Genomic DNA, 20,927 nt, shown 5'->3' with positions numbered 1-20,927 from the left:
CTAGACCCTAATCTCGACGATGGGGATGTTGGGCATCTGACCCGCCTCGAAATGCGAGAGGTCGACCTCGAGATAATCGGTGTCGAAACGCACCGGCACATCAAAGCTGAAGCCCGCCGTGATGAGGGCGCCGCTTTTCGGGACGGATACGGGCATGAACGTCAAGAGACCGGTTGTGGCGTCAACGGAGACTGCCGAAACCGCAAGTCCATCGACCGCAACCGCAACAGACCCGGCGACCGGCTTTCGGATTTGACGAACGTAAGGGGTGGCTCCAGCCCCATAGGTCTTTGTCAATTGCCACACGGCGGTGGCTCCATCGCCGATCCCGACCGGCTGATCGGTTGGCATCGGCAGTGCCGGCGACGCGCAAGATCGAAAGTCGAACCGGTCCCGCCAGCGAAAACCATAGAGGCGACCGCGCTGCGCTTCGAAAAAGGCCAGGACGGCTTCCAATTGAGCGAAGGATTTGACCCCATAGCCCGCTTGATATTTGCGCTTTGACTCCGCCCAGATCGCGTTGCGTTGCTCGCCGCCCGAGCGCAGCGTGACCACATCGGTCCGTCGCTCGGGACCACCCTTGGCTCCGAGCGCGACATCGGTCGGAAATAGACGTTCGTTGAAGCTCGTCATCATGCGTTCCGTTGACCACGACCGACCGCGCGGGACAGCAACGATGCCATCTGGGTTTCCGATCGCGCGAAGGACGGCGCGTCGGGGGTCGAGACATTGAAGTTGATGGTTTGATGCGACGCCGCCGGACCGTTTGCGGTCCGGGCGGTCGGGATTTTGGTCCAAGGCACGATGGTGGCGGGGCCGGCCACGACCTCGGCGCCCTTCTCTCCAGCGATTCCCCATTGGCCCGCGCCGATGCTGCCGCCGTTCGCGTAGAGACCGGAGAATCCAGACAGACCCGAACCGCTTGCGTTGCCGACGCCGCTTCCGAACAATGACTGGATCGCACCGAAGAGGCCGCCAGTCTGTCCACCCGTCCCCACGGTACCGAACAAACCCGCGAGCGAGCCCGACCCCGTCAAAGCGCCCTGAAGCCCCTGGCGCGAGACGCTCGTGAGCAGTGATCGCCCGACATCCTGCAATCGTCCGCCATAAAGCAGCACACCTTCGATCGCGCGCTCGGCTTGATCGGCCCCATAACTCCAGGCCTCGTTCGTGGCGGATTGCTCGCGCTTGAGAGAGCTTTGCGCCGTCTTGGCCGCATCGATCTGGCCGACGAGAGCCGCCACGGCTTGCTTTTGTCCCCCGGTCGCGTCTGCCCCAAGCTTGGCTTGCTCGACTTCGGTTTTCATTTTGAGCGCTATCGCGTCATGCGCTGCGCCCGTCGTCTTGAGCAGCGCAAGCTGGTCCGCAAGACGGCTAAGCTCTTTGTCGCTCGCCGTGTCGTCGCTGTCGGTGGCAGAAGGCGCTATCGCTCGAGCTCCCGTCGCCAGAGTGGGCATCAGGCCGAGGGGCATCGCCTGTCGAAGCGGCGAGGCCGCAGCACTCTGAAGACGGCCTGTCGCTTTCGCCAAAACGTCGAGTTGATGCCCCGCGCTGTCGGTCGCCCGCGAGAAGCCAGAGAAGTCGGCGCCGAATTTGAACGTGAGTTCGCCTGCGGTCTCAGACATGGTGGTCCTCCCAGATGCCGGTCTGCTGCCATTGTCTCAGGCGCTGCTCGAGGCGCCTCGCTTCGGTGGCGCCGACCGGCTGCTGGTCCGGATCGAGCCCGAGAACGAAGCGGTGATGCCCGTTCCAGGCGTCGGTGAAACCGATCCAGGAACAGGCCCAGAAGTCCGCCTCACGCCACTTCAAGCAGCCGAGCGCGAACTCTCGCCATTGGCGCCAGCGCTCGGCCCGTCCAAAGGGCGGCCATCCGCACGCGCCTCCGCTTGCGACGACGCGATCGAAAAGCCGAGCGCGAAAACCAGCGCCAGGACGAACGCCTCCGCTTCATTCACCGTGGCACGTGCGGCACGCTCCTCTGCGTCGTCACGGCCCGGCTCGACGGCTGCGAGCGCGGCCGCGATGACGGCGATCTGATCCTTGGCACGGCGCCCGAGAATGACCCCGTTCAGCACCTCGACGATGGCGCGGTCGCCGCATGCGGTTTCGATCGCCGCGATGGTTGCGAGCCGCGTGTCGAAGCGACACATAGTGCCGTCGATCGACGTCTGGAACTCGCCGCTGAGTGGGTTGATCAGGCCCCGGCGATCGGGACGGGAGGAGGAGGCGGCCCGGATCATGCTGGTGCTCCGGCCGACCATACGGGAGTTTGCGAGCTTTCGATCGTCAGGGAGGATGTGATTTCCTTGTCGAAGGGCGCTTGTTCGTCGAGCTGCGTGATGACGAAATTGCCCTGGTAATAGCCAGCCCCTGGATAGACGATCTGGCAGACCAGCATCACGCCGCTGTCGAAGGCGGTCCGGAAGGCCTGATAGGCCGCATCGTTCAGCCACACGAAGTCGCTGGCCGAAAAAGCCAAAGATTGCACGGCCGCGCCGGGCAGCAGTTCCTGCCAGCGACCCGCCGAGTCGGCGTTCGTGACATCGACTTTGCCGACCGATCGCTTGATTTGCTTGGTCCGCAGACCGCCTGCGGTCACGAAGGTGGAGCCGGCGGTATTGACGCGCAGCAGGAGGCTTTTGCCGGGTGAAGCGGACATGATGGCGTTCCTTTTGGAGAAGAAGTGGTGACCGTCAGGACGAGGTTTCGTGGCCGGCCAAGGCCGAGACCGTCACGATGCCGTGCAGCGCAACATTGTCTGGGTCGCGGAACGGTCCTTGCGCGTTGATGCAGCGCAGGACGACGAGGTTGGCGCCGACGAGCGTCAGCGCGCGAAGGTGCAGAATGCGGCGGATATGCCCCATGATGATCCGGGGTCGGGATAGGTCGGTGCCGAGCGCATAGCGATCCCAAATGTCGAGATCGAAGACCAAGCGCTGAGCATCCGTGTCGGCGCTGGACTGGTCCATGGCGGTCACCAGCTTGATCGTGATCTCTGGCGTCACGGCGCGGCCGGGCGGCGCGTCAAAGATCCGCTGGCCGACGAGGGCCGCGAGAGCTTGATCACCCGTCAGAGCCTGCAGGATGGCGTCGACCGTTGCTTGCTGTCGGTCGCTTGCGATCATGAGCCCTCTCCAGAGACCGAACGGGCGAATGCGGCGGCGAGTGGCTGTTGAGCCGCCTCGGACGCGGCCTCGGCGGCAGGCCGAAAGAACGGCTTGGCGGCGCGCTGCATCGTTCCGTATTCCAGGAACACGGCTGCGGGGCTCGTCGCCGTGACCACGACCGATGGATCGGCTGGATCGGAGCGCCAGCCCAGCGTCTCGGAGACTCCCGCGTCGCTCGGCGAGGTGGTTCCAGACAGCGACTGGCGAGCGAGGTCAATCATGTCCTGTGCGACGGTCTCGAGTGCGGCCGAAACGTTCGTCCGTGCACGCTGCTGAGCCGCCGCAAGGCGGCGTTTCAGCAATTCGATCTCCCAACTCATCAGATCGGCACCGCAAGCAGCACGAAGCCGACGGCGGCCGGGTCCGTGTCCACATTGACCACACGGTAAGTGAGCCCCGCGAGACTGATCTGATCGTCGAGGCCAATCCCGCCTGGGGCGCTTGCCTGCAACACCGTGAGCTTGACGACCTTGGACGGCAAGCCGGCAGCCCCACGCGTCACCTGATCGACGGCATCGAGACAGAGTTTGATCGGGCTATCGGACCAGGAGACCGTAAAGCCCCCCGTACCGGTCGCGGTTTCGGTCGATTGATGGAGCACGCCATCGGCAAAGATCGCGCCGAACGCGGCACCGAAGACGGCCGCGAGGCCGCCGGTCAGCAGAGTCATGTGGCTCCTCTCAAGGCACCAGAACGGCGGGTTGATTGACACGGAGCAGCGCCAGAAACCGGCGTCCGTAGATGGTCTCCGACAGGTCGGAGACTTGCGTCGTCCGCTCGGATCCGCGGCGCTCAAGGCTGAACTGCCCGGATCGGAAGCTCGTGAAACCGAGAGCGCCCGCAGCCGCGAGAGACGCTTCGGCGCCGCCTCCAAATCCGTCGAGCGTCAGCAGATGTGCCGCATAGAGCAGAATTGCGAGCCCGTCCTCGCCGCTGGTCCACGTCTGATCAACGCGTGTCGATGCCTCGGCCAAGCGCGCCGTGAGCGTGACGGTCGGGACGGTCGCAAAGGCGGGAAAGCGGCTCACCAGATCGGCGGCCATAGGAGGAGTGAGCGACATGGTGAGCCTTTGGTTCAGGGTTTATGATCCGGCCGCAAAGGCACCCGGCAGCGCTGAGAGAGCCACAACCCTGGACCGGTCCAGCGCGTCGGCGTCGGCATCGAGTTTTTTCCGAACGGCTTTCGCGTCCTTGTCGGACAGCGGCATGATCGAGATCTCGCCCGCGTCCGCCCACGCCCGGTGCAGCGGATGATCGGCAAGATCGAGCAGAGCATGGGCGCCCGGCTCGATCGGTACAGATCCGCGATCGAGCGTGTGGAAGCCACGCAGGCTTTTGGCCTTGTTGGTGACGGAGGCCAGCATGCGGCTAGATCCCATCGTTGTAGGAGACGCCCTTCGGCAGGCGCACATCGAGGCCGCCGAGCCGCATCATGCCCGGGACGATGAATTCGAGCATGCGTTGCTGCGGCGGGAAGAACTGATGGGGCATCGGCATGTGGAATTTCAGCACCTGCGGGTCGCGCCGATACGTGATCATGCGATTGCTTCCGCCGGCACCCGCCCCCGCCAGCTGTCGCAAGGTGCGGATCGTGAGGGGCCGGCCGGTGGTCGAGGTGTAGATATTGTTGGCCTGGAGATAGGTGATGATGGTCGCATCCGACGTCGCCGACCGGGGCGTCGAGGCGATCAGCCCATAATGGGCGACCGGCAGCAGCACGGTGTCGTGCAATTCGACCTGGGCGCTCGTCGACCAGGCTCCGACGAGGGCATTGTTGATATCGGCCAGAATCTCGATCGGCTGCTTGTTGGTCCAGAGCGACGAGCCACCCGCGCCGTTGGCGACCGCGACCTGCGGCACCGATGTCTGGTTGACGAGGCCCAAAAATCCCTTGCGGCTGTCCCCCGAAATGACGACCCGCTCGACCAGTTCCTCGCCGGCTCGCCGGGCCGCGGCGGCCTTGTCGGCCGACAAGGTCATGCCCGGAATGAGCATCGCCTCGTTGACCTCTTCGAGCGAGAAGCGATAGCCGATCTTGGCCGATTCCACGGTTGTCTCGAATTTGGTGCGGGCGACGTCGGCGAAAGGCATGTCGCTGGCGTTGCCGTCCATCCAATCGGCCTGTCCGGCGTGATCGGATGTGAAATAGGTGACGGTCCGGGCCCAGGGATAGGCCGAGGTATCGACCGGAACGAGGTTCGGATATTGGATGTCGCCATATCGGATCGCATAGACGTTCTGCTCGATCGAGGTGACTTGCGAGACGAGAAAGCCGAGAGCCGCCTGAGCGTCGAAGACTGCGCTTGCGCGTAGCATTGTTGATCTCCTGAAGGGTGTGAAAATCGGGACGAAAGGTCGGCTCAGGTCAGGCGAAGCTTCGCCAATCCGCTCCCCGTGGTTCCGCTGTCCCAGAGGGCGCCGACGAGAGCCGTGTTGCTGGTCGAGACATTGGTCAGCAGACCTGCCGCGGTGACGAAGGCCGGCTGGCCCGGGGTGACGGCGACGGCCGCATTGACCCAGATGACACCCTTGGTCAGAACCGCGATGGAATTGGTCGCGAGATACTGGTCGCTGTTGCCGGGCGGCAGCGTCGGGTTACGCAAGGCAAGCCCCCGAAAGGCGCCGGTCGCGCCGTTGGCCGAGACGACGAGTTGTTCGGAGGCGCCTTGCAGGACGACGTCACCGAAGTTGATGGGCGTCGCGCTCGCCGGATCGACGATACGGGAGATCACATTGGTGACCCACTCGCCATTGGCCACCATGCCGAGATAGGCGGGCGCCTGCGCGTTGGGATAAGCGGTCTGGACTGCCGGCATCACAAATCTCCTTGATTGACGTCGCCCTTCCAGGCGCTGCTGAGGTATCGGTTGCGGGCCGCGAGAGCGGTCTCGCGCGTCTGGGCCGCGTCCCTGATCCCGCTGGCGAGATGCGCCGCGAGCGGGTTGGACATCGTTCGTGCGGCCACAAGCGTCTCGAAGGCGGCGACCACGTAGGGGTCGGCCCGATCGCGCACCCGCTCGGGACCGAGCACCCGCGCCACGACCTGTCGGCGAAGATCCGCAACGCTGATCCCGGTGGTTGCAAGGGAAGTCCCGAGCACCCGTTTGGCGACGTCGATCACGGTCGTGCGTTCGGCCACGAGAGCGTCGATCGCCGCGTCGTCGAGGATCTGGGCGCGCGCTGCCGCGAGACGATCGTCGGCGGCCGCCAGCGCCTCGCTTTGCAAGGCGTCTCGATCGGCGAGACGGCGGTGAAGTTCATCCACCATGCTGGAGTCGGTATCGACGCCGCCGCAGCGACAATCGGCGATGGCGGTATCGCCGACCCTGCAGGTCTCGCCGCAGCGCCCGGCCTTGACGAGGGCGATGTGGTTGCCTCGAATGTTGCGCTGGACGGCATCGTAGGGCTCGCCCTCGGGCGTCACGCCTTGACCGAAGATGACGTCGGCAAAATACCCGGTCGAGAGTTCGGCGCCGGCCTGAGCGCGCTTTGCGCCAGCCGCATCGGCGATCAGCAGGTCGGCCGCCAGATGCTCGCCATCCTGGGTCACCTCGTGTCCGGCGTGGCCGATGGCGTAGCGTTTCCAGTTCGCGGCATCCACCATCGCGGGCGGGTGGTCATCGGTGATCGGTTTGCCGGCGAAGCTGCGCAGGCTGTCGGGATGAAAGACCTCCTCGGGCGATCGATACACACGCACGAGATCGCCGGGCTCGAAGCCGTCGGGCGAGCCGATTTCGGCGGCGCGGTAATCCTGGATGCCGGCTCGTCCGATGCGTGCTCGAACCCGAAGGAATCCTTCCGGCGTCACCTCGCTCGAGGTTGCGGCCGCTGTATCGCGAATCAACATCATCTCTCCTGTCGGGGATCGGGCAGCCAAAATGGATGTTGCCATTTCGATAGGCTCCTACTATTTAGGCAAGCATCCGATGTCTTGAGATCGAACCGTGCCCCGCACCACCACATCGCTGTTGCAGCGCTATTGCCTGGGCCTTCTTCGGTCGTCCCGAACGTGGCGGCAGCTTGCCGACGCGACCTCGAACGAATTCGATCTCTCGGAAGCGACGGCTTATCCGTTGCTCTTCATCAGCCGCCTTGGCGACGGCATGCGGCAGGCCGCCTTGGCGGAGCACATCGGCATCGAGGGGCCATCGCTCGTCCGCCTGCTCGACCAGCTCTGCGCTGCCGATCTGGTCAGACGCCAGGAAGACAGCACCGATAAGCGTGCCAAGACATTGCATCTGACGGACCGTGGCATCACGCTGACGGCCAAGCTCGAAGAGCGGTTGAACGCCACACGGGCCCGCATTTTCGCCGAGGTCAGCCCCGAGGATATCGCCGCTAGTCTTCGTGTCTTCGCGGCGCTCGAGCGGGCGTCGCAGATGACGTCGACGCCATGATGCTCCCGACAGGCCGCGAATGGCTCTACTCGATCAAGACCTTCGTGGCCGCCATGGCGGCCATCTATCTTGCGGTCGCCATGTCGTTACCGCGTCCCTACTGGGCGATGGCGACCGTCTATATCTGCTCGCAGCCCTTGTCGGGTTCGACGCGTTCCAAGGCGGCTTATCGGGTGGTCGGCACCATGATCGGAGCGGCCGCAGCCGTCGCGGTCGTGCCCAACCTCGTCAATGCGCCCGAGCTGCTCGTGTTTGTCTTGGCGCTGTGGGTTGCGGTCTGCCTTTACGCATCGTTGCTCGATCGGTCGCCGCGCTCCTATGTGTTCATGTTGGCGGGCTATACGGCGGCGCTGATCGGATTTCCGACCGTTCTCGATCCAGCCACGATCTTCGACACGGCCGTTGCCCGCGTCGAGGAGATCACCGTCGGTATCGTCTGCGCCAGCGTGGTCGCAGGGCTATTCTGGCCGATGTCGGTCGGTGAAGTCGTTGCCGGACGTGCCAATATTTGGCTCGGTCATGCGGCCCGGCTGACGCGCGATATTCTGAGCGGGCCGGATGCGGGGGAGCGGACGCGAGGTGAATTGATCCGATTGGCCGGCGATGCCGCCGAAATCGACATGCTGTCGACCCATCTGGCTTACGATATCTCACGCCTCAGCGATCTCCGGGGCCATATGCGCGCGCTCCGACTTCGGATGCTGATGGTGCTGCCGGTTCTCTCGTCGATCGGCGATCGCATGTCCGCGCTCCGTGCTCTCGATGGCGGGACACCGCCTCAGTTCGTTCCGCTGATCGACGCGGTAATGGGCTGGATTCAGCCCGGCGACCTCTCGCCCGACAAGACCGATGCAGCGCGTGAAATGGAAGAGGCCGATCGGCTTCGACGCATGATCGCCGCAGCGAGCCCGCGTCTGACGAAAAGCGCCGACTGGTCTGACATTTTGGGCGAAAGCCTGCTGATCCGCCTGCGCGAGTTCGTCGATATCGCCAGCGACACGCGGATGCTGCGGCGAGCCATTCGCTCCGGACAAGCGAGCCTTCCGGGCCCGCTGGCCTTCGATCCGGGCACCACGACGGTCGCGGTCCAGCACCGCGATCATGCGATGGCGCTGCTGTCGTGTCTTGCCGTGATGGTAGCCATCATCCTCTGTTCGGCTCTGTGGATCGGAACCGGCTGGCCTGACGGGTCGGCCGCCCCGATGCTGGCCGCCGTCGCCTGTTGCTTCTTCGCCTCGCGTGACGATCCCGTGCCCGCGATCCTGCAATTTGCCAATTGGAGCGGCGTCGCGGTGCTGATCATGGCGGTTTATCAATTCGCGATCCTGCCAACCGTACATGACTTCGAAATGTTGGTTCTGGTGCTGGCCCCGACGTTCCTCGTCATCGGAGCCTTGATCGCGCGACCGGCCACCATGGGCATCGGCCTCGCGCTCGCGGCCAATGGAGCGGCGGTTCTGGCCCTTCAGAGCAATCTCGGGTCGTCCGATTTCGCCGCTTACGTCAATCCAAACCTTGCGTTGTTGATCGGCATGTATATCGGCGCCATCGTCATGCGGTTGATGCGGTCCGTCGGGGCCGAATGGGCGATCTGGCGATTGATTGCCTCGGCCCGCCGGACCATCGTCCGCGCGGCGCGACACCGCGGCCGTCACGACCGCAACCGCTTCATCGCGTTGATGCTCGACCGCATCGGGCTGATCTCGCCCAAACTGGCGTCGCTGGAACCGGACACAACCCTTAAAACCATCGATCTGTTGGGCGGCGTCCGCATCGGTCTCAACGTGATCGATCTCCGTCGGGCGCGGCACGGCCTGCCGCAGGAGGCTATTTTAGCAATCGACAGGCTGCTCGATGGTCTGGCTCATCACTATGAGGGTCGGCGCAAGCCGCCTGCCCCGACGCTTTTGGCCTGTGTGGATCATGTCTTGACGATCCTCATGAGCGTCGATGACGGCCCTGGTCGTCGCGACGCGCTGCTCGGCGCAGTAGGGGTCAGGCGAGGCCTGTTCCCCGATGCTCCACCCTATCGGGCCTTGCTGCCCGACGACCCTGCTTCGGAGCGTCTTGCGGCATGATCCACGAGATCGATCTCTACGGCGTCTTCCTGCCCGACCTTCTGGTCTGGATCGTCCTGGCGTTTCTCGTCAGCCTCCCGCTCCGCTGGCTGCTTTCGGCCATCGGCTTCTATCGTCTTGTCTGGCACCGCGCTTTGTTCGATACCGCGTTGCTGGTTCTCATCCTCGGCGGCATCGTGGCCGCCGCGCAGAGGGTCGCCTGATGTCCGCCTTCGTTTCCGTTCTCGGGCGCTTTCTCGTCACCATGGTGGCGGTCGTCGCGGCCGTCGTCGTCGGCTGGCATTTGTGGGTCTACTACATGGATGCGCCATGGACCCGCGATGGGCGCGTGCGGGCCGACATCGTGGCGATCGCACCGGATGTGTCGGGCCTCGTGACGGATGTGCTGGTCAAGGATAATCAAGCCGTTCAGAAGGGCGACATCCTCTTCCGCATCGATCGGCAGCGTTTCTCTCTGGCGCTCGACCAAGCCGACGCGGTGGTGGCGGGCCGTAAGGCCGCGCTGGATATCGCGACGGCCGATCTCGGGCGCTACAAGCAATTGAGCGACAACGTCGTGTCGCGCGAAAAGCTCGAACAATCCTCCGCGACCCAACAACAAGCTGTCGCCTCTTACCAACAGGCGATCGCAGATCGAAATATTGCCAAGCTCAACCTCGATCGTTCCGACGTCAAAGCTTCAGTGCCCGGCACCATCACCAATATGGACCTGCAACCCGGAGAATATGTTTCGGCCGGCAAGGGCGTGATGGCACTGGTCGACAAGGATACGCTGCATGTCGAAGGCTATTTCGAGGAAACCAAGCTGCCGATGATCCGCGTTGGCGACCCGGTGTCGGTGCGGATCCTTGGAGAAGCGACGCGCCTGACAGGGCATGTCGAAAGTATTGCCGGGGGCATCGAGGACCGCGAGCGCAGTTCCGGCTCCAATCTGCTGGCCAACGTCAACCCGAGTTTTACCTGGGTGCGCCTAGCGCAGCGGGTTCCGGTTCGGGTCAAGCTTGACGATGTGCCCCCCGACGTGCAGCTGCTGGCTGGCCGCACCGCGACCGTGGTGGTCAACCCCGGCCAGCCCCAGCCAGAGCTGGCTTGGCTACCGAGCTTTCTGACCGGCCGGGCGGAGTGACGACCGCGACCACAAGTTGCCGGCGACACAGGCAGAGCGACACCGCATCCAGCCGCTTTCGGCTAGCCGGGTCGTTCGGGCCTCGATAGCGCCACCGCCTCCCGCTCACGTCTCATCCAGATCGCGCGGCTCGCCAGCGTCCACATCCACAACCTCCGACAGCCCTTCTGCCGCCAGCCCTTCTGCCGGCGGCGTCGCGCTGTTCGCCGCGAAGATCGCATCCGCATCCGGATAGGGTCCATCCTCCAGCAACTGCGAGCGCACCAGCGCGGCCGTGGTTGCGGCGGGCCACAGTCTCAGCCCGGCATAGACCGCCGTGGTCTGCGCCTTGCTCAGTGCCACCGCCGCCTTGGCGGAGGCATCGAGCTGCCACAGCGGCCGGAACTCGAAAGTCAGCGCCTCCGGGTCCACCCCGGCCGAGCGGAGCAGCACGGCATCCAACCGCTCCAATTGCGGCCGCAGATCGAGTTCCTGCCGGGCCGAGATCATGTCGTAGTAATTGCGCGTGTCGCTGTCGCCCGTCGCCGACAGCCCAGCTGGCGACTGACCCAAAAGCCGCGTCACCGGAATATCGGCGGCTCCCGCCGCGATCTGCAGAAACGTCCGCACCATCTCGGGCAGGCCGCCGAAATCGATCGTCTGCCGCGCCCAAGTCTCCCCATCGCCCAGCAGCAACAGGTTGTTGATCGACTTCATCGTCGCCGCATAGGAAAAGCGGGCCGACAATTGCGCCGTCGTCGCCGCGTTGCTGAGATGCTCCGACAGGTTCGGCACCGTCACGATGTCGACCTTCGCCTCATGCACGAGGCTCGTGGCACCCGTCGTCGTCACGGCCACGGCATGCACCGCGTCGTAGAGCGTCTGCAACACACTATCGGACCATAGCTGCGTCCCATACGTCAGCGGATCGGGCAGCGGATTGCCTAAAAATCGGATTACGCGGGAGGGATGCAGGTTCAACGCGCCACGCTCCGGCGCCGTCAGCATGTAGCTCTCAGGCTCGCCATAGAACGGGTCGAGCGGGTCCTGGTTGATCTCCGCGACGCCGAGTTGCCAGCGGCTCACCACATGAACGAAGCGTAGATCCCCCGGCCCGATCGCCTCCGGATAGAGTGGTGTCGTCAGTGCGGCCGGATCATCCTCGCCGGTGCCGATGATCAGCGCGCCGCCGCCATAGAGCCGGCCGAGGATCATGGCGCGCTGGATCGCGCGCCGCAGGTTCAGCCGCCGCTCGGTCCGCTCGATGGCCGCGATGGCGGCGCGATCGCCGGCCCATTCGCGCCATTCGCGAACGCTGTCGTAGGGCACGATGTCGACGATCTTGCGGGCCAACCAATCGCCGCGATACATCGCTTCGATCTGGTCGCGGGCGATGTCGGCCACGAAGAAGCTGTCTTGGGCGGCCTTGTCCTTGCCGCCGTTCAGCGAGGCGGCGAAATTCGACAGACTGTCGGTCGCGGCAAGGCGGCGTGTGTTGGTTTTCCGGGCCATGCGGGTTCCGTTGCTGGACAGAGGAGGGTCGGGACGCCGTCGGCTGCCCTCGGGTGACCGGCTGCAGCCTCTCAGAGCAGCTTGAGGAGCTGATAATCGGCGCGACGAACGCCTTCGAGCGCATAGCGCAGGGCGTCGATGATGTGGTTCTGCCGGTCTGCGAGCGCCGGCAGGATCTCCCCGGTGTGTCGGTCGACCGCGTAGGAATAGAGGGTCAGTTCATCGATCGTGTGCCGACAATCCGGATGCACGACGATGTCGAGCGAGCGCAGAAACGCGACCCCCTCCTCCACCGAGCCCTTACCCTTGCGGGCGGGTTTGATGCGAAAGCCCTTGGCCCGCAGATGCGCGATCATCTCTGGCCGGGAACTGTCCGCCGTGATGGGCCAGGGCTCTGGGCCGGCCGCGCCCTCAATGGTGGCGAACAGCGCTGCGGTCTCGTCGATCGGGCAGCCGATCCGGTAGGCTTCGCGATCGATATAGAGCAATCGCTCCAGAAGCGTGGCGCGCACCAAAACGGTCGGGTCGTTGGAAAACCCCCAATCGGCCCCGAAATAGGGCCGCGCGCCGGCCGGCATCTCCAGCCGGTCGATCCGCCAATTGCTGAACACGCGGGCTTCCGAATGGCGTCGGTACGCCCCCTCCCAGATATGCCTGTATGTGTCGGGATCGCGTTTCTGGTCCCATCGCCGCTCGACCTCGAGCACCTCGGGGAACCAGGGGTTGTCGGCAAATGAGACGGGCCGCACGAGCGCGTCGTCCCGGGCTGGGCTGCTGCGAAACAGATGATCGACCGGGTCGCTCGCGTGCCGGGGGTTCCAGGAGAACCATAATTCCGAGTTGGGTTTGCGGATCGTCGGCACCAGGATGTCGAGCGAGCGCTGCGAAATAGTGTCGGCCTCCTCGATCCAGGCAATGTCGATACCTTCCATGGATTTGATCTGATCAGGGTTGTGGCCGAGGCCCGCGAAGAGAAACCGTGAGCCGTTGGACGCTTTGATCTCCGTTTCGGTCGAGGTGAAGCGGGTCGTCAGCCCCAAGGCCTGAATGCGGTCGTCGAGCAAGCGCTTGGACGATTCCCGGATCGATTGTTGGGTCTCGCGCGCAGCGAGAATGCGGAGAGGTTTCTGAGCCGAGAGCAACACCAGGGCGGCGAGATGCTGGTTTGACTTTGCGATATCCCCTGACACGCGTCCCGAACAATCGATACCAACGGTTTCGTTGCCATCCGCGCGAGCCTGATAGCCAGCCGCAGCGTCGAGGATCAGGCACAATCATGATCGGACGATCCGATTCGTGGGGCTCGCGACGCGAAAGGCGTCAGTAGAACCCGCTTTTTAAGGAAGTCCGCCGTCGACCAACTCAGCGCGATCCAAACCGGCTTATAACGCAGCGACTTATCGCTTCATGAATTGGTCCGGAATATTTCATATCCAAGCGGCTCCTCGACAGACAAGTATGGTCAGCGCACGTCACATAGTTCTGGCTGTCGAAGCGTCGAACGTGACGATCAAGCCCATCAACCTGAGCAATTGGTTCGCACGGCTTCGCTAAAATCAACGTGACAAGGACGCAGCGCGAAGGCTACAGGAGTTTTTCAATCGATAGCAGGGTTCGGTATGTTCAAAGGATTGCGGGCAAACACGGCTCATCGAAGCGCTGGAGACGCCGCACGCGATCGACGAGATTGGTACGCGGCCGAAAGGAGCTACAGGCAACATCTGGACCTTAAACCACAAGATGCAGCGATCTGGGTTCAGTTAGGGCATACCGTCAAAGAACAAGGTCATTACGCCCAGGCGGCAATTGCATATCGGCGAGCTGTTGATTTGCTACCGGACGATGCAGAGGTGTGGCTTCACCTTGCACATGCGTTGCTGCGCGATGGTCAAGATTTCGATGCAATGACCGCGTTTGAACGAAACCACGAGCTGAGCGGAGGGCGCGAGGGTTACGACTACGCACTTTCTCTCGGAGCTAAGGCATCACCGCTGCCCGAGCCAGATCGCGCCGTGACCACCTTTCTGCTCCTCGACGACCTATTTAAGTTTTTGACAGCACATGTTACTTTGTCAGGGATCCAGCGCACTCAGGTAGGCATTATATCTAACCTGTTGTTGAATAATGAGGACGAATTCCAGTATTTAGTGACGTCCGACGATCACTCGCATGCTTCTGTCACTTTCTGGGAGATGTCGACCGCAAGTGTAAAAGACTTAGTCCAATACGTCGCATCAGGAAATGAATTGAAACGCACGAACTTAGATCACCTCCTTAAAAACACGAAGGAGCATAGTCGTCGCGCACGTTTCAAACGAGATGACATTGTCTTTATTCCCGGTGCTTTCTGGATTATAGAACAAGCGGCCAATACGTTTGGCGCTTTAAATATGTCCGGTGTAAAGATTGGGGTTTATATCTACGACCTGATTCCAATATCTCACCCCGAATTTTGCGCCCCTTCTCTCGTTGAGATGTTTGCTAGATCATTTACTGCAATGATTCAGTTCGTTGACTTTTTTGCGACGATATCTGACTATGTCGCTCGAGTTCTTGCCGAATTTATAGAAACTTATCATTTACGTCCCATTCCGATAACTAGCATTCCTCTTGCTCATTTCTTGACGATTCCGGATGCTAGCCAGAAAGCAAGCGACTTTTTTTTGCGAACGTTGACAGCAAAAATCCAAGATAGACATTATGTACTTTACGTCTCAACAATTGAGGGACGAAAGAACCATCTATATATTCTTAATGTTTGGCAGGAACTAATACGGCGCAATATTAATATGCCTGACCTCATCTTTCTCGGGAGAGAGGGCTGGCGAATCGAAGGACTTCGTAGTTTCCTAGATGGCACTCACAATCTCGACGGACGCGTCCACTTCATGCATGACGTAGGTGACGGAGATTTGGCGCACCTATATCGCAATGCCGACTTTACCGTTTTTACGAGTCTGGTAGAGGGCTGGGGGTTGCCTGTCGGCGAAAGCCTCGTGTTCGGTAAGCCATGTGTCGCGTCGAACAACTGTTCAATCCCGGAAGTTGGTGGCGACCTCGTAGATTATGTTGATCCGTTGAACATACGCGACGGTATTGCCGTCGTCGAAAGGATGGTAACAGTGCCGTCTTATCGCAAGGCCCGCGAGCGAGCGATCGCTGAATTTTTTAAACCGCGGACCTGGGCCGAAGTGGGGGACAGATTCGTTCAATTGATAAAACTGGCCCATTCGACGCCATCCGCCAGCCGCAAGCCATTTCAGGTTCTACCCGGCAGAAACTATAGCTTGCTCAAGCCTGACTTCTTGATCACAGATCTTGGTAACCTGCTTCAATACCCTATCCGATTTCTCCTGCACGCTGATTTCTACGAACAGGAGCGACACCAAGTTTGGATGCGTGGCACGTCAGGCGTGATTGAAATTCCGACAACTTTTGAGCCTGGTTCCGTTGTCACCGTCGCAGTGGAGCTCGTCATCCCGTCATGGAACAGGAGAGGCCGCTTTGCCATTTCGCCACTTGAAGTCGACGATTTCACGCTCAAGCAATCAGCTGCGATCTATATGGATCGTGCTGGTGTGCCGCTCGTCGCAACCGTCAACGTGCCCGTTAACGAAGTAGGCCAAGCGTCTGTACGGATCAGTGTTATCAACCCAACTCCGCACATCGACGACGATGGGCGTGAGTTTTACATTGGGATACGATCGCTAACATACTGCGAAGCAGGGTCGGGTTCCACGAGACATAGTATGCTCGCTTCCTTCCTCGACGAGGCGCCATTCTCTTTTCACGCGGTCAGTGCATCTCCCTCTTTGACAAAAACCTAAGTGCAGGGCCACACCGAGTGTGGTAAGCTCGACCGGAACCGGCTAGAGGGCGACGTAAGCTCGCGGTTGTCTCGATAGCCGGATAAGCTTGGCGCGTTGGAGAACGGGCTCGACGGTGTCGCGATAAAGCTCGTGAATGCACCGGATGATGAGTGTCCGCATAAACGTCTGTTTGACCCGGTCCGTCTATCGCGATTCTGGAGAGTCCGCAGGGATAATGTCTTTTCTCGCATAGCTTTTGGATCATGAAGCGGATCGGTGGCAGGAGGAACGCAAGGACCTTTCGACTGAGCACTCCCAGTGTTTGGCGAGGCGGCGGCATCGATGGAGTGAAGGGAGAGTGCGCTGTTCGACGAGCCTACTCTTTGGTGTGCCTGTGAGGCCCTTAGCGGCGTCGGACCGCTTGACAATTTCCACATCAATCGGAAGAGAAACCGGGTGCGGAGCGATTTTAAACGACGGGGCTTTGAGAATCGCCATCGGCATAGAGTTTTAGCAAAAACGGATACCGGCGAAACACGGTGACAATCGCAAAAAAACGGCCGTCGTGGTCCTGGATGTGTGCCGATTGCACCAGGGCATGGAGCAGGCATTCCGCATAAACTGAATATGGCACCCTCGCCCATGATTCCTCACCAACTTCACAGCCGCGCGGGTGATCGTCCCCCCTTGAAGTGGTCCATCCCGATGTATGGCTTTCGAGCCTGGAGGATGGATCGATGGGAAGACGACCGAAGCCTGAAGAGATCGTGAGCAAGCTGCGTCAGGTCGACGTGTTGGTCTCACAGGGGAAGACCGTTGCGGACTCGGTTCGCTCGATCGGGGTGACCGAGGTCACCTACTACCGGTGGCGGAAGGAGTTCGGCGGCTTGAAGCTTGACCAGGTCAAGCGCCTGAAGGAGCTGGAGACGGAGAACATGCGGCTTCGCAAGGCGATCGCCGACCTCACGCTCGACAAGCTGATTCTGAAGGAGGCGGCCTCGGGAAACTTCTGAGCCCCGCGCGCCGGCGCGTCTGCATCGAGCATGTGCGACAGCATTTGCCTGTCTCCGAGCGCCGCGTCTGTGCGGCGCTCGGTCAGCACCGCTCGACGCAGCGCAAGGCGCCGCGGGGCTTTGACGACGAAGAGGCGTTGACGGGCGACATCATCGAGCTGGCGCGGCAGTACGGCCGCTACGGCTATCGCAAGATCGCGGCGTTGCTGCGCGATGCCGGGTGGCTGGTAAACGACAAGCGGGTCGAGCGCATCTGGCGATGCGAAGGGCTGAAGGTGCCGGCCAAGCAGCCGAAGAAGGGACGTCTCTGGCTCAACGACGGCTCCTGCATTCGCCTCCGGCCCGAGCACCGCGATCACGTCTGGTCGTACGACTTTGTCGAGGATCGCACGCATGACGGCCGCAAGTTCAGGACCCTCAATGTCGTCGACGAGTTCACCCGGGAGTGCCTGGCCATCCGGGTCGCGCGCAAGCTCAACTCGACCGACGTCATTGACGTTCTGTCCGACCTGTTCATCCTGCGCGGCGTGCCTGGTCACATCCGTTCGGACAACGGCCCCGAGTTCATCGCCCAGGCTGTGCAAGACTGGATCACGGCGGTTGGAGCAAAGACCGCCTATATTGCCCCAGGCAGCCCGTGGGAGAACGGCTACGTCGAGTCGTTCAACGCTCGCTTCCGAGACGAGCTGCTCGACGGAGAGATCTTCTACTCGCTCAAGGAAGCTCAGGTCATCATCGAAAGCTGGAGAAGGCATTACAATACTGTGCGCCCGCACGGATCAATCGGCTACAAGCCCCCGGCGCCGGAGGTCTTCGTGCCCGCCTTCGCCGCATGGCCGGCTGCGAAACCCCGACCATCTCCGCCGGCCATGCTCAGGGTGGCGCCCAGGCCGACCATGAACTAACAATCAACCCGGACCACCCGATGGGGGCCGATCAGGTGGCTACAACTCCGTCCAAGACGGAGTCATGCGCTACATGGCAGACGGCGCGCTACACCCCGGTAGTGGTGGCATTGATGTCAATAACGCTGGCTTCGGGCCAGATAACCGAATCGATAACGTCGTCATCAAAAGTATCAATTCGGACGGCGGCGGCGCTCACTATCCCAGCTTTGGTATCCGACTTCAGAACGAGGGGGCCGCGACGGTTAATGGCGTCGACGTCACAGGCATGATGTCATGCATCATCGCGTCCCCCGCTACAGGTCAGAGCGTCCAGGCAGTAAAGTTCGGCGCAAACAACTACTGCGACGCTGCTCGAGCGAACAACATCGTGCTGCAACCTATCGGCGGAGGTTATATCTTTGACTTCCACCTGACCGACATGTGGGTCACGAACATCGGGCCGACGAATACAAGCGGTCTCATCTTGGACGACAGCAGAACGGTGCCAGCCCAACTCCCCACGAACATCGCGGGATCGATTGTTGGTGTGAAGTATATGGGCGGCTCGCTTTTGTCGGTTACCGGACAGACCGGATCAGGAGTGCAGTGCGCGGCACCGAGCGCAATAGACGTTACCATTTCCGGAGCATCGATTGCCGGCTGGAACGCTGGGATCGATTTGGCACCAGGCTGCAGTCATTGGAATATTTCCAACAACAATAGCGGCGCGTTCGGCCCTTTCGCCTTTCCGCCAAGCGTTAAGACCAATCAGATCGGCATTCGCACGCAGGGCGGAACGTCGGACTACCTCGACATTCACGATAACAATTTGTTTGGGAACACCGTCGCCGCGTTAGCCGACAGCGGGTCGTCGCCAGGCTCCGGTACGCATAGCGTCTTTCACCACAACATGAACGCTGGGCAGAGCATATCGAGCACAGCCGTGGGTGCCTCGCCGGCCGCAATTTGTGCCACGAGCCATCGTGACGAAACGCATTCTATCAAGCAATCCGCCTCTTTCAACGCGGCTGTCACTCTGACGAACGCGGCGAGCGGCGGTGCCGGATCAGGTCCGGCATTTGGAATGGTGACCAGTGCCGCCGCCCCCCTCACAGTCCCGCTCAGCGCCAATGAGTGCATGGTGGTCACGTGGTCCGGGACCGAGCCGAACGACGTGAAGACGATCCACTAGCCGAATGGTGCCTGCCCGGTTCATTCAGCGATGTCTCGCCTTGAATCGGCCGGTACCAGCGCCTTCGAAGGAGTTGGCGCACTCGCAGGGTTTGAACTGCGAGATAGCATTCCAGAGGTCAGGGATCATAATGCCACCCTCAGGGGCAGCGCTTCAGATTAGAGAAGGATTGCTCGACCGCGGACCAAGCTATCGGCCAGAAGATGCCGCCACATCACCCCGGAGACAATCTCAGTATTTTTTGATTATATTTAATAACTATATTCGATATTATGTTTAATCACTATGCTCAATATTGCAGGTATTCACGCAGCATTTCAACAAACGCAAATTTCTATGTCTAGACGAAACGGTTCGATTTCTCATCGATGAAGCTAATGTCAAAACCGCCTCGAGGGGCAGCGTGGATTGGGGTATACGCTGCCCGGAACCTTAAGACAAACTACACGACACTATCGCGATTAGATCCGATTTACCTTATGCGACTCTTCAGAATTCAGAAAGTTGTCAACCATCTCAGCCCTCGAAACCCGCTTGTCAAATAGCGCAGCAAGATGTTCCTGCAATCCTTGAGCGTCTGGGTCACGACGCAACACCATCTTGTAAAGGCCTGTGAGAAGCATCCTATCAGATACACGGTTTTCGGTAACGGACTTCTTGAAAATACCTCCGGTCCATTCTAGCATGCTTCTATTTAGATCGCTGCTGGCAAACGTCATACCAATCTGATGGTAATGTATAATCAGGGACTGAGCGCCATTGTTGTTAGACAGATAATCCCTGACCAAAACACCCTGAGCGATGAAACGGTTTTCACTCCATCCGTACATTATAAAATGCCATAGCGGATCAACACCTTTCCCCTTGATATCGTCATTAAACTCCTCGTAGGTAGCTCTATCGAAATCTGCAAATAGTCTCTCTACTCCAGACGAAATGACTGTCGACAAAGGTAGAAGCTGGCTAGATCCAGACTCCATTGTGCCGACAAGCCACTCCGCATTTATATTTTCTAGAACGTCACTTCCTGCGAAGTAATCCTTCGACCGTTTAGTTTGGTGAGTTAGGAGCGCCTTACGAACAGAAAAGCCGGTATTCCGCCAACTAAACGACGTCCTAACCAAATTGAGCTGCTTTCTCAGCAATTCACGTCTTTCGACAGCCGTCAGAGTCAGCACCTTGTGCATCGCCGTCAAGATCTCATTCTCATTGGGCTCCCACCAGTTGCCGACGTCATAAAAACCTTTGTCCGAATAATCAGCTTTAACCTCGGCACCGCCATATGTGAGCGCGCCTGGAAATACCATGTCTCCGGTGCCGCCGTATTCTGGGAAGACAACCATCACGCCACAAGCCATAGCTTCTACGACATTGAAACCAAAGCCCTCGCTTCTTGAGGTAACAAGAACACAATCTACACTTCTATAAATTTTTGCTACATCCCTGTCAGATAGCGGGACAATAATTTCTTTAAACGTCACGCCCAAACTAACATCCTCGTAGATGAGATACTCGCGCCATCTACGCATCTTCGCCGTAGGTATATCGGAGTTCGTAAGTATGCCATGACCCATTACAATCAGCTTTGCCTTGGGCATCTTAAGTCTGAACTTACTCCAGACGCTCCTAAGAACATCGTAGCCCTTTCGATGCTGATTGCGCGAGAACCACAAGAATGTGGGCTCTTGCGACCTCTCGTTGCTTTCGCCCCACGGGTGAAAGATGTCTGTCTCTACCCCTAATGGAACATAGTGGCAGTCCACAAAA

General features: G+C 60.6%; 23 protein-coding genes. 7 read left to right on the top strand and 16 right to left on the bottom strand.

Annotated features, from left to right (window positions below):
* Genes EY713_RS07855 through EY713_RS07795 form a run of 13 tightly spaced genes read right to left on the bottom strand, consistent with a single transcriptional unit; the run spans nucleotide 1 to nucleotide 7,059 of the window.
* On the bottom strand, nucleotides 1-633 hold the full coding sequence (locus EY713_RS07855; RefSeq protein ID WP_131119439.1) for a DUF2460 domain-containing protein: 633 nt from the start codon (nucleotides 631-633) through the stop codon (nucleotides 1-3).
* Nucleotides 633-1,625: a hypothetical protein gene (locus tag EY713_RS07850; protein WP_131114301.1), complete on the bottom strand. Its 993-nt coding sequence runs from the start codon at nucleotides 1,623-1,625 to the stop codon at nucleotides 633-635. Before EY713_RS07850 ends, EY713_RS07855 begins: the two co-directional genes overlap by 1 nt.
* On the bottom strand, nucleotides 1,618-1,809 hold the full coding sequence (locus EY713_RS07845; protein WP_131114300.1) for a hypothetical protein: 192 nt from the start codon (nucleotides 1,807-1,809) through the stop codon (nucleotides 1,618-1,620). Before EY713_RS07845 ends, EY713_RS07850 begins: the two co-directional genes overlap by 8 nt.
* On the bottom strand, nucleotides 1,806-2,240 hold the full coding sequence (locus EY713_RS07840) for a hypothetical protein (protein WP_131114299.1): 435 nt from the start codon (nucleotides 2,238-2,240) through the stop codon (nucleotides 1,806-1,808). Before EY713_RS07840 ends, EY713_RS07845 begins: the two co-directional genes overlap by 4 nt.
* The gene (locus tag EY713_RS07835; protein ID WP_131114298.1) at nucleotides 2,237-2,659 is read right to left on the bottom strand and encodes a phage tail tube protein; all 423 of its coding nucleotides are present in this window, start codon (nucleotides 2,657-2,659) and stop codon (nucleotides 2,237-2,239) included. Before EY713_RS07835 ends, EY713_RS07840 begins: the two co-directional genes overlap by 4 nt.
* Nucleotides 2,660-2,693: 34 nt before the next feature.
* A complete protein-coding gene (locus EY713_RS07830) occupies nucleotides 2,694-3,125 on the bottom strand; it encodes a DUF3168 domain-containing protein (protein WP_131114297.1) in 432 nt (143 codons plus the stop codon).
* Nucleotides 3,122-3,487 (bottom strand): HK97-gp10 family putative phage morphogenesis protein, encoded by a 366-nt coding sequence (locus EY713_RS07825; RefSeq protein ID WP_131114296.1) that lies wholly within the window; start codon nucleotides 3,485-3,487, stop codon nucleotides 3,122-3,124. The genes EY713_RS07830 and EY713_RS07825 overlap by 4 nt, the downstream gene beginning before the upstream one ends.
* The gene (locus tag EY713_RS07820) at nucleotides 3,487-3,837 is read right to left on the bottom strand and encodes a hypothetical protein (protein ID WP_131114295.1); all 351 of its coding nucleotides are present in this window, start codon (nucleotides 3,835-3,837) and stop codon (nucleotides 3,487-3,489) included. Before EY713_RS07820 ends, EY713_RS07825 begins: the two co-directional genes overlap by 1 nt.
* Before the next feature lie 10 nt (nucleotides 3,838-3,847).
* Complete coding sequence (locus EY713_RS07815; RefSeq protein ID WP_131114294.1) at nucleotides 3,848-4,228, bottom strand: DUF4054 domain-containing protein; 381 nt, start codon at nucleotides 4,226-4,228, stop codon at nucleotides 3,848-3,850.
* Nucleotides 4,229-4,249: 21 nt separating this feature from the next.
* Complete coding sequence (locus EY713_RS07810) at nucleotides 4,250-4,531, bottom strand: hypothetical protein (protein ID WP_131114293.1); 282 nt, start codon at nucleotides 4,529-4,531, stop codon at nucleotides 4,250-4,252.
* Nucleotides 4,532-4,535: 4 nt separating this feature from the next.
* Nucleotides 4,536-5,483 (bottom strand): DUF2184 domain-containing protein, encoded by a 948-nt coding sequence (locus tag EY713_RS07805; RefSeq protein ID WP_131114292.1) that lies wholly within the window; start codon nucleotides 5,481-5,483, stop codon nucleotides 4,536-4,538.
* A gap of 44 nt (nucleotides 5,484-5,527) precedes the next feature.
* Nucleotides 5,528-5,983, bottom strand: a complete 456-nt coding sequence (locus EY713_RS07800; RefSeq protein ID WP_131114291.1) for a structural cement protein Gp24 — start codon at nucleotides 5,981-5,983, stop codon at nucleotides 5,528-5,530.
* Entirely contained in the window at nucleotides 5,983-7,059 is a 1,077-nt protein-coding gene (locus EY713_RS07795; RefSeq protein WP_131114290.1) for a DUF2213 domain-containing protein, read from the bottom strand. Before EY713_RS07795 ends, EY713_RS07800 begins: the two co-directional genes overlap by 1 nt.
* 52 nt (nucleotides 7,060-7,111) lie before the next feature.
* Between EY713_RS07795 and EY713_RS07790 the strand changes: the two genes are divergently transcribed.
* The 4 genes from EY713_RS07790 to EY713_RS07775 are packed head-to-tail and all read left to right on the top strand — an operon-like array spanning nucleotide 7,112 to nucleotide 10,768.
* Nucleotides 7,112-7,564: a MarR family winged helix-turn-helix transcriptional regulator gene (locus EY713_RS07790; RefSeq protein ID WP_227399448.1), complete on the top strand. Its 453-nt coding sequence runs from the start codon at nucleotides 7,112-7,114 to the stop codon at nucleotides 7,562-7,564.
* Nucleotides 7,561-9,642 carry an FUSC family protein gene (locus tag EY713_RS07785; protein WP_131114289.1) on the top strand — a complete coding sequence of 694 codons (2,082 nt, stop codon included), beginning with the start codon at nucleotides 7,561-7,563 and terminating at the stop codon, nucleotides 9,640-9,642. The genes EY713_RS07790 and EY713_RS07785 overlap by 4 nt, the downstream gene beginning before the upstream one ends.
* On the top strand, nucleotides 9,639-9,845 hold the full coding sequence (locus EY713_RS07780) for a DUF1656 domain-containing protein (protein WP_131114288.1): 207 nt from the start codon (nucleotides 9,639-9,641) through the stop codon (nucleotides 9,843-9,845). Before EY713_RS07785 ends, EY713_RS07780 begins: the two co-directional genes overlap by 4 nt.
* Nucleotides 9,845-10,768, top strand: coding sequence for an efflux RND transporter periplasmic adaptor subunit (locus EY713_RS07775; protein ID WP_131114287.1), 924 nt, complete (start codon nucleotides 9,845-9,847; stop codon nucleotides 10,766-10,768). The genes EY713_RS07780 and EY713_RS07775 overlap by 1 nt, the downstream gene beginning before the upstream one ends.
* Before the next feature lie 105 nt (nucleotides 10,769-10,873).
* Here EY713_RS07775 and EY713_RS07770 read toward each other — a convergent pair whose 3' ends face one another.
* Nucleotides 10,874-12,259: a DUF1073 domain-containing protein gene (locus EY713_RS07770; protein WP_131114286.1), complete on the bottom strand. Its 1,386-nt coding sequence runs from the start codon at nucleotides 12,257-12,259 to the stop codon at nucleotides 10,874-10,876.
* A gap of 71 nt (nucleotides 12,260-12,330) precedes the next feature.
* Nucleotides 12,331-13,533, bottom strand: coding sequence for a PBSX family phage terminase large subunit (locus EY713_RS07765; RefSeq protein WP_131114285.1), 1,203 nt, complete (start codon nucleotides 13,531-13,533; stop codon nucleotides 12,331-12,333).
* 345 nt (nucleotides 13,534-13,878) lie between these two features.
* Between EY713_RS07765 and EY713_RS07760 the strand changes: the two genes are divergently transcribed.
* The 3 genes from EY713_RS07760 (at nucleotide 13,879) to EY713_RS07750 (ending at nucleotide 19,160) form a co-directional block, all read left to right on the top strand.
* Nucleotides 13,879-16,086 (top strand): glycosyltransferase family 4 protein, encoded by a 2,208-nt coding sequence (locus EY713_RS07760; protein ID WP_131114284.1) that lies wholly within the window; start codon nucleotides 13,879-13,881, stop codon nucleotides 16,084-16,086.
* A 719-nt stretch (nucleotides 16,087-16,805) separates the two neighbouring features.
* Nucleotides 16,806-17,986 (top strand): IS3 family transposase gene (locus EY713_RS07755; protein ID WP_131113674.1). Its coding sequence is split into 2 segments (ribosomal slippage): nucleotides 16,806-17,067 and nucleotides 17,067-17,986, totalling 1,182 coding nucleotides; the frame shifts between segments, so codons are not numbered across the junction.
* A gap of 64 nt (nucleotides 17,987-18,050) precedes the next feature.
* Nucleotides 18,051-19,160, top strand: coding sequence for a hypothetical protein (locus EY713_RS07750; RefSeq protein ID WP_131114283.1), 1,110 nt, complete (start codon nucleotides 18,051-18,053; stop codon nucleotides 19,158-19,160).
* 461 nt (nucleotides 19,161-19,621) lie between these two features.
* On the opposite strand, the gene EY713_RS07745 is transcribed toward EY713_RS07750, so the two are convergent.
* Complete coding sequence (locus EY713_RS07745; protein WP_131114282.1) at nucleotides 19,622-20,923, bottom strand: glycosyltransferase; 1,302 nt, start codon at nucleotides 20,921-20,923, stop codon at nucleotides 19,622-19,624.
* Between the last annotated feature and the right edge of the window lie 4 nt (nucleotides 20,924-20,927).

The organism is Lichenihabitans psoromatis, assembly GCF_004323635.1.
Lineage (GTDB): Bacteria > Pseudomonadota > Alphaproteobacteria > Rhizobiales > Beijerinckiaceae > Lichenihabitans > Lichenihabitans psoromatis.
The sequence above is the reverse complement of the archived record's forward strand: the minus strand, read 5'-3'. Positions and strand labels throughout refer to the sequence as shown.

Coding starts and splice junctions, on each gene's coding strand:
- EY713_RS07760 (WP_131114284.1), top strand. CDS start 13,879: ATGTTCAAAGGATTGCGGGCAAACACGGCTCATCGAAGCGCTGGAGAC.
- EY713_RS07835 (WP_131114298.1), bottom strand. CDS start 2,659: ATGTCCGCTTCACCCGGCAAAAGCCTCCTGCTGCGCGTCAATACCGCC.
- EY713_RS07820 (WP_131114295.1), bottom strand. CDS start 3,837: ATGACTCTGCTGACCGGCGGCCTCGCGGCCGTCTTCGGTGCCGCGTTC.
- EY713_RS07770 (WP_131114286.1), bottom strand. CDS start 12,259: ATGGCCCGGAAAACCAACACACGCCGCCTTGCCGCGACCGACAGTCTG.
- EY713_RS07830 (WP_131114297.1), bottom strand. CDS start 3,125: ATGATCGCAAGCGACCGACAGCAAGCAACGGTCGACGCCATCCTGCAG.
- EY713_RS07805 (WP_131114292.1), bottom strand. CDS start 5,483: ATGCTACGCGCAAGCGCAGTCTTCGACGCTCAGGCGGCTCTCGGCTTT.
- EY713_RS07795 (WP_131114290.1), bottom strand. CDS start 7,059: ATGGCAACATCCATTTTGGCTGCCCGATCCCCGACAGGAGAGATGATG.
- EY713_RS07775 (WP_131114287.1), top strand. CDS start 9,845: ATGTCCGCCTTCGTTTCCGTTCTCGGGCGCTTTCTCGTCACCATGGTG.
- EY713_RS07785 (WP_131114289.1), top strand. CDS start 7,561: ATGATGCTCCCGACAGGCCGCGAATGGCTCTACTCGATCAAGACCTTC.
- EY713_RS07800 (WP_131114291.1), bottom strand. CDS start 5,983: ATGCCGGCAGTCCAGACCGCTTATCCCAACGCGCAGGCGCCCGCCTAT.
- EY713_RS07815 (WP_131114294.1), bottom strand. CDS start 4,228: ATGTCGCTCACTCCTCCTATGGCCGCCGATCTGGTGAGCCGCTTTCCC.
- EY713_RS07850 (WP_131114301.1), bottom strand. CDS start 1,625: ATGTCTGAGACCGCAGGCGAACTCACGTTCAAATTCGGCGCCGACTTC.
- EY713_RS07810 (WP_131114293.1), bottom strand. CDS start 4,531: ATGCTGGCCTCCGTCACCAACAAGGCCAAAAGCCTGCGTGGCTTCCAC.
- EY713_RS07750 (WP_131114283.1), top strand. CDS start 18,051: ATGCGCTACATGGCAGACGGCGCGCTACACCCCGGTAGTGGTGGCATT.
- EY713_RS07780 (WP_131114288.1), top strand. CDS start 9,639: ATGATCCACGAGATCGATCTCTACGGCGTCTTCCTGCCCGACCTTCTG.
- EY713_RS07840 (WP_131114299.1), bottom strand. CDS start 2,240: ATGATCCGGGCCGCCTCCTCCTCCCGTCCCGATCGCCGGGGCCTGATC.
- EY713_RS07825 (WP_131114296.1), bottom strand. CDS start 3,487: ATGAGTTGGGAGATCGAATTGCTGAAACGCCGCCTTGCGGCGGCTCAG.
- EY713_RS07855 (WP_131119439.1), bottom strand. CDS start 633: ATGACGAGCTTCAACGAACGTCTATTTCCGACCGATGTCGCGCTCGGA.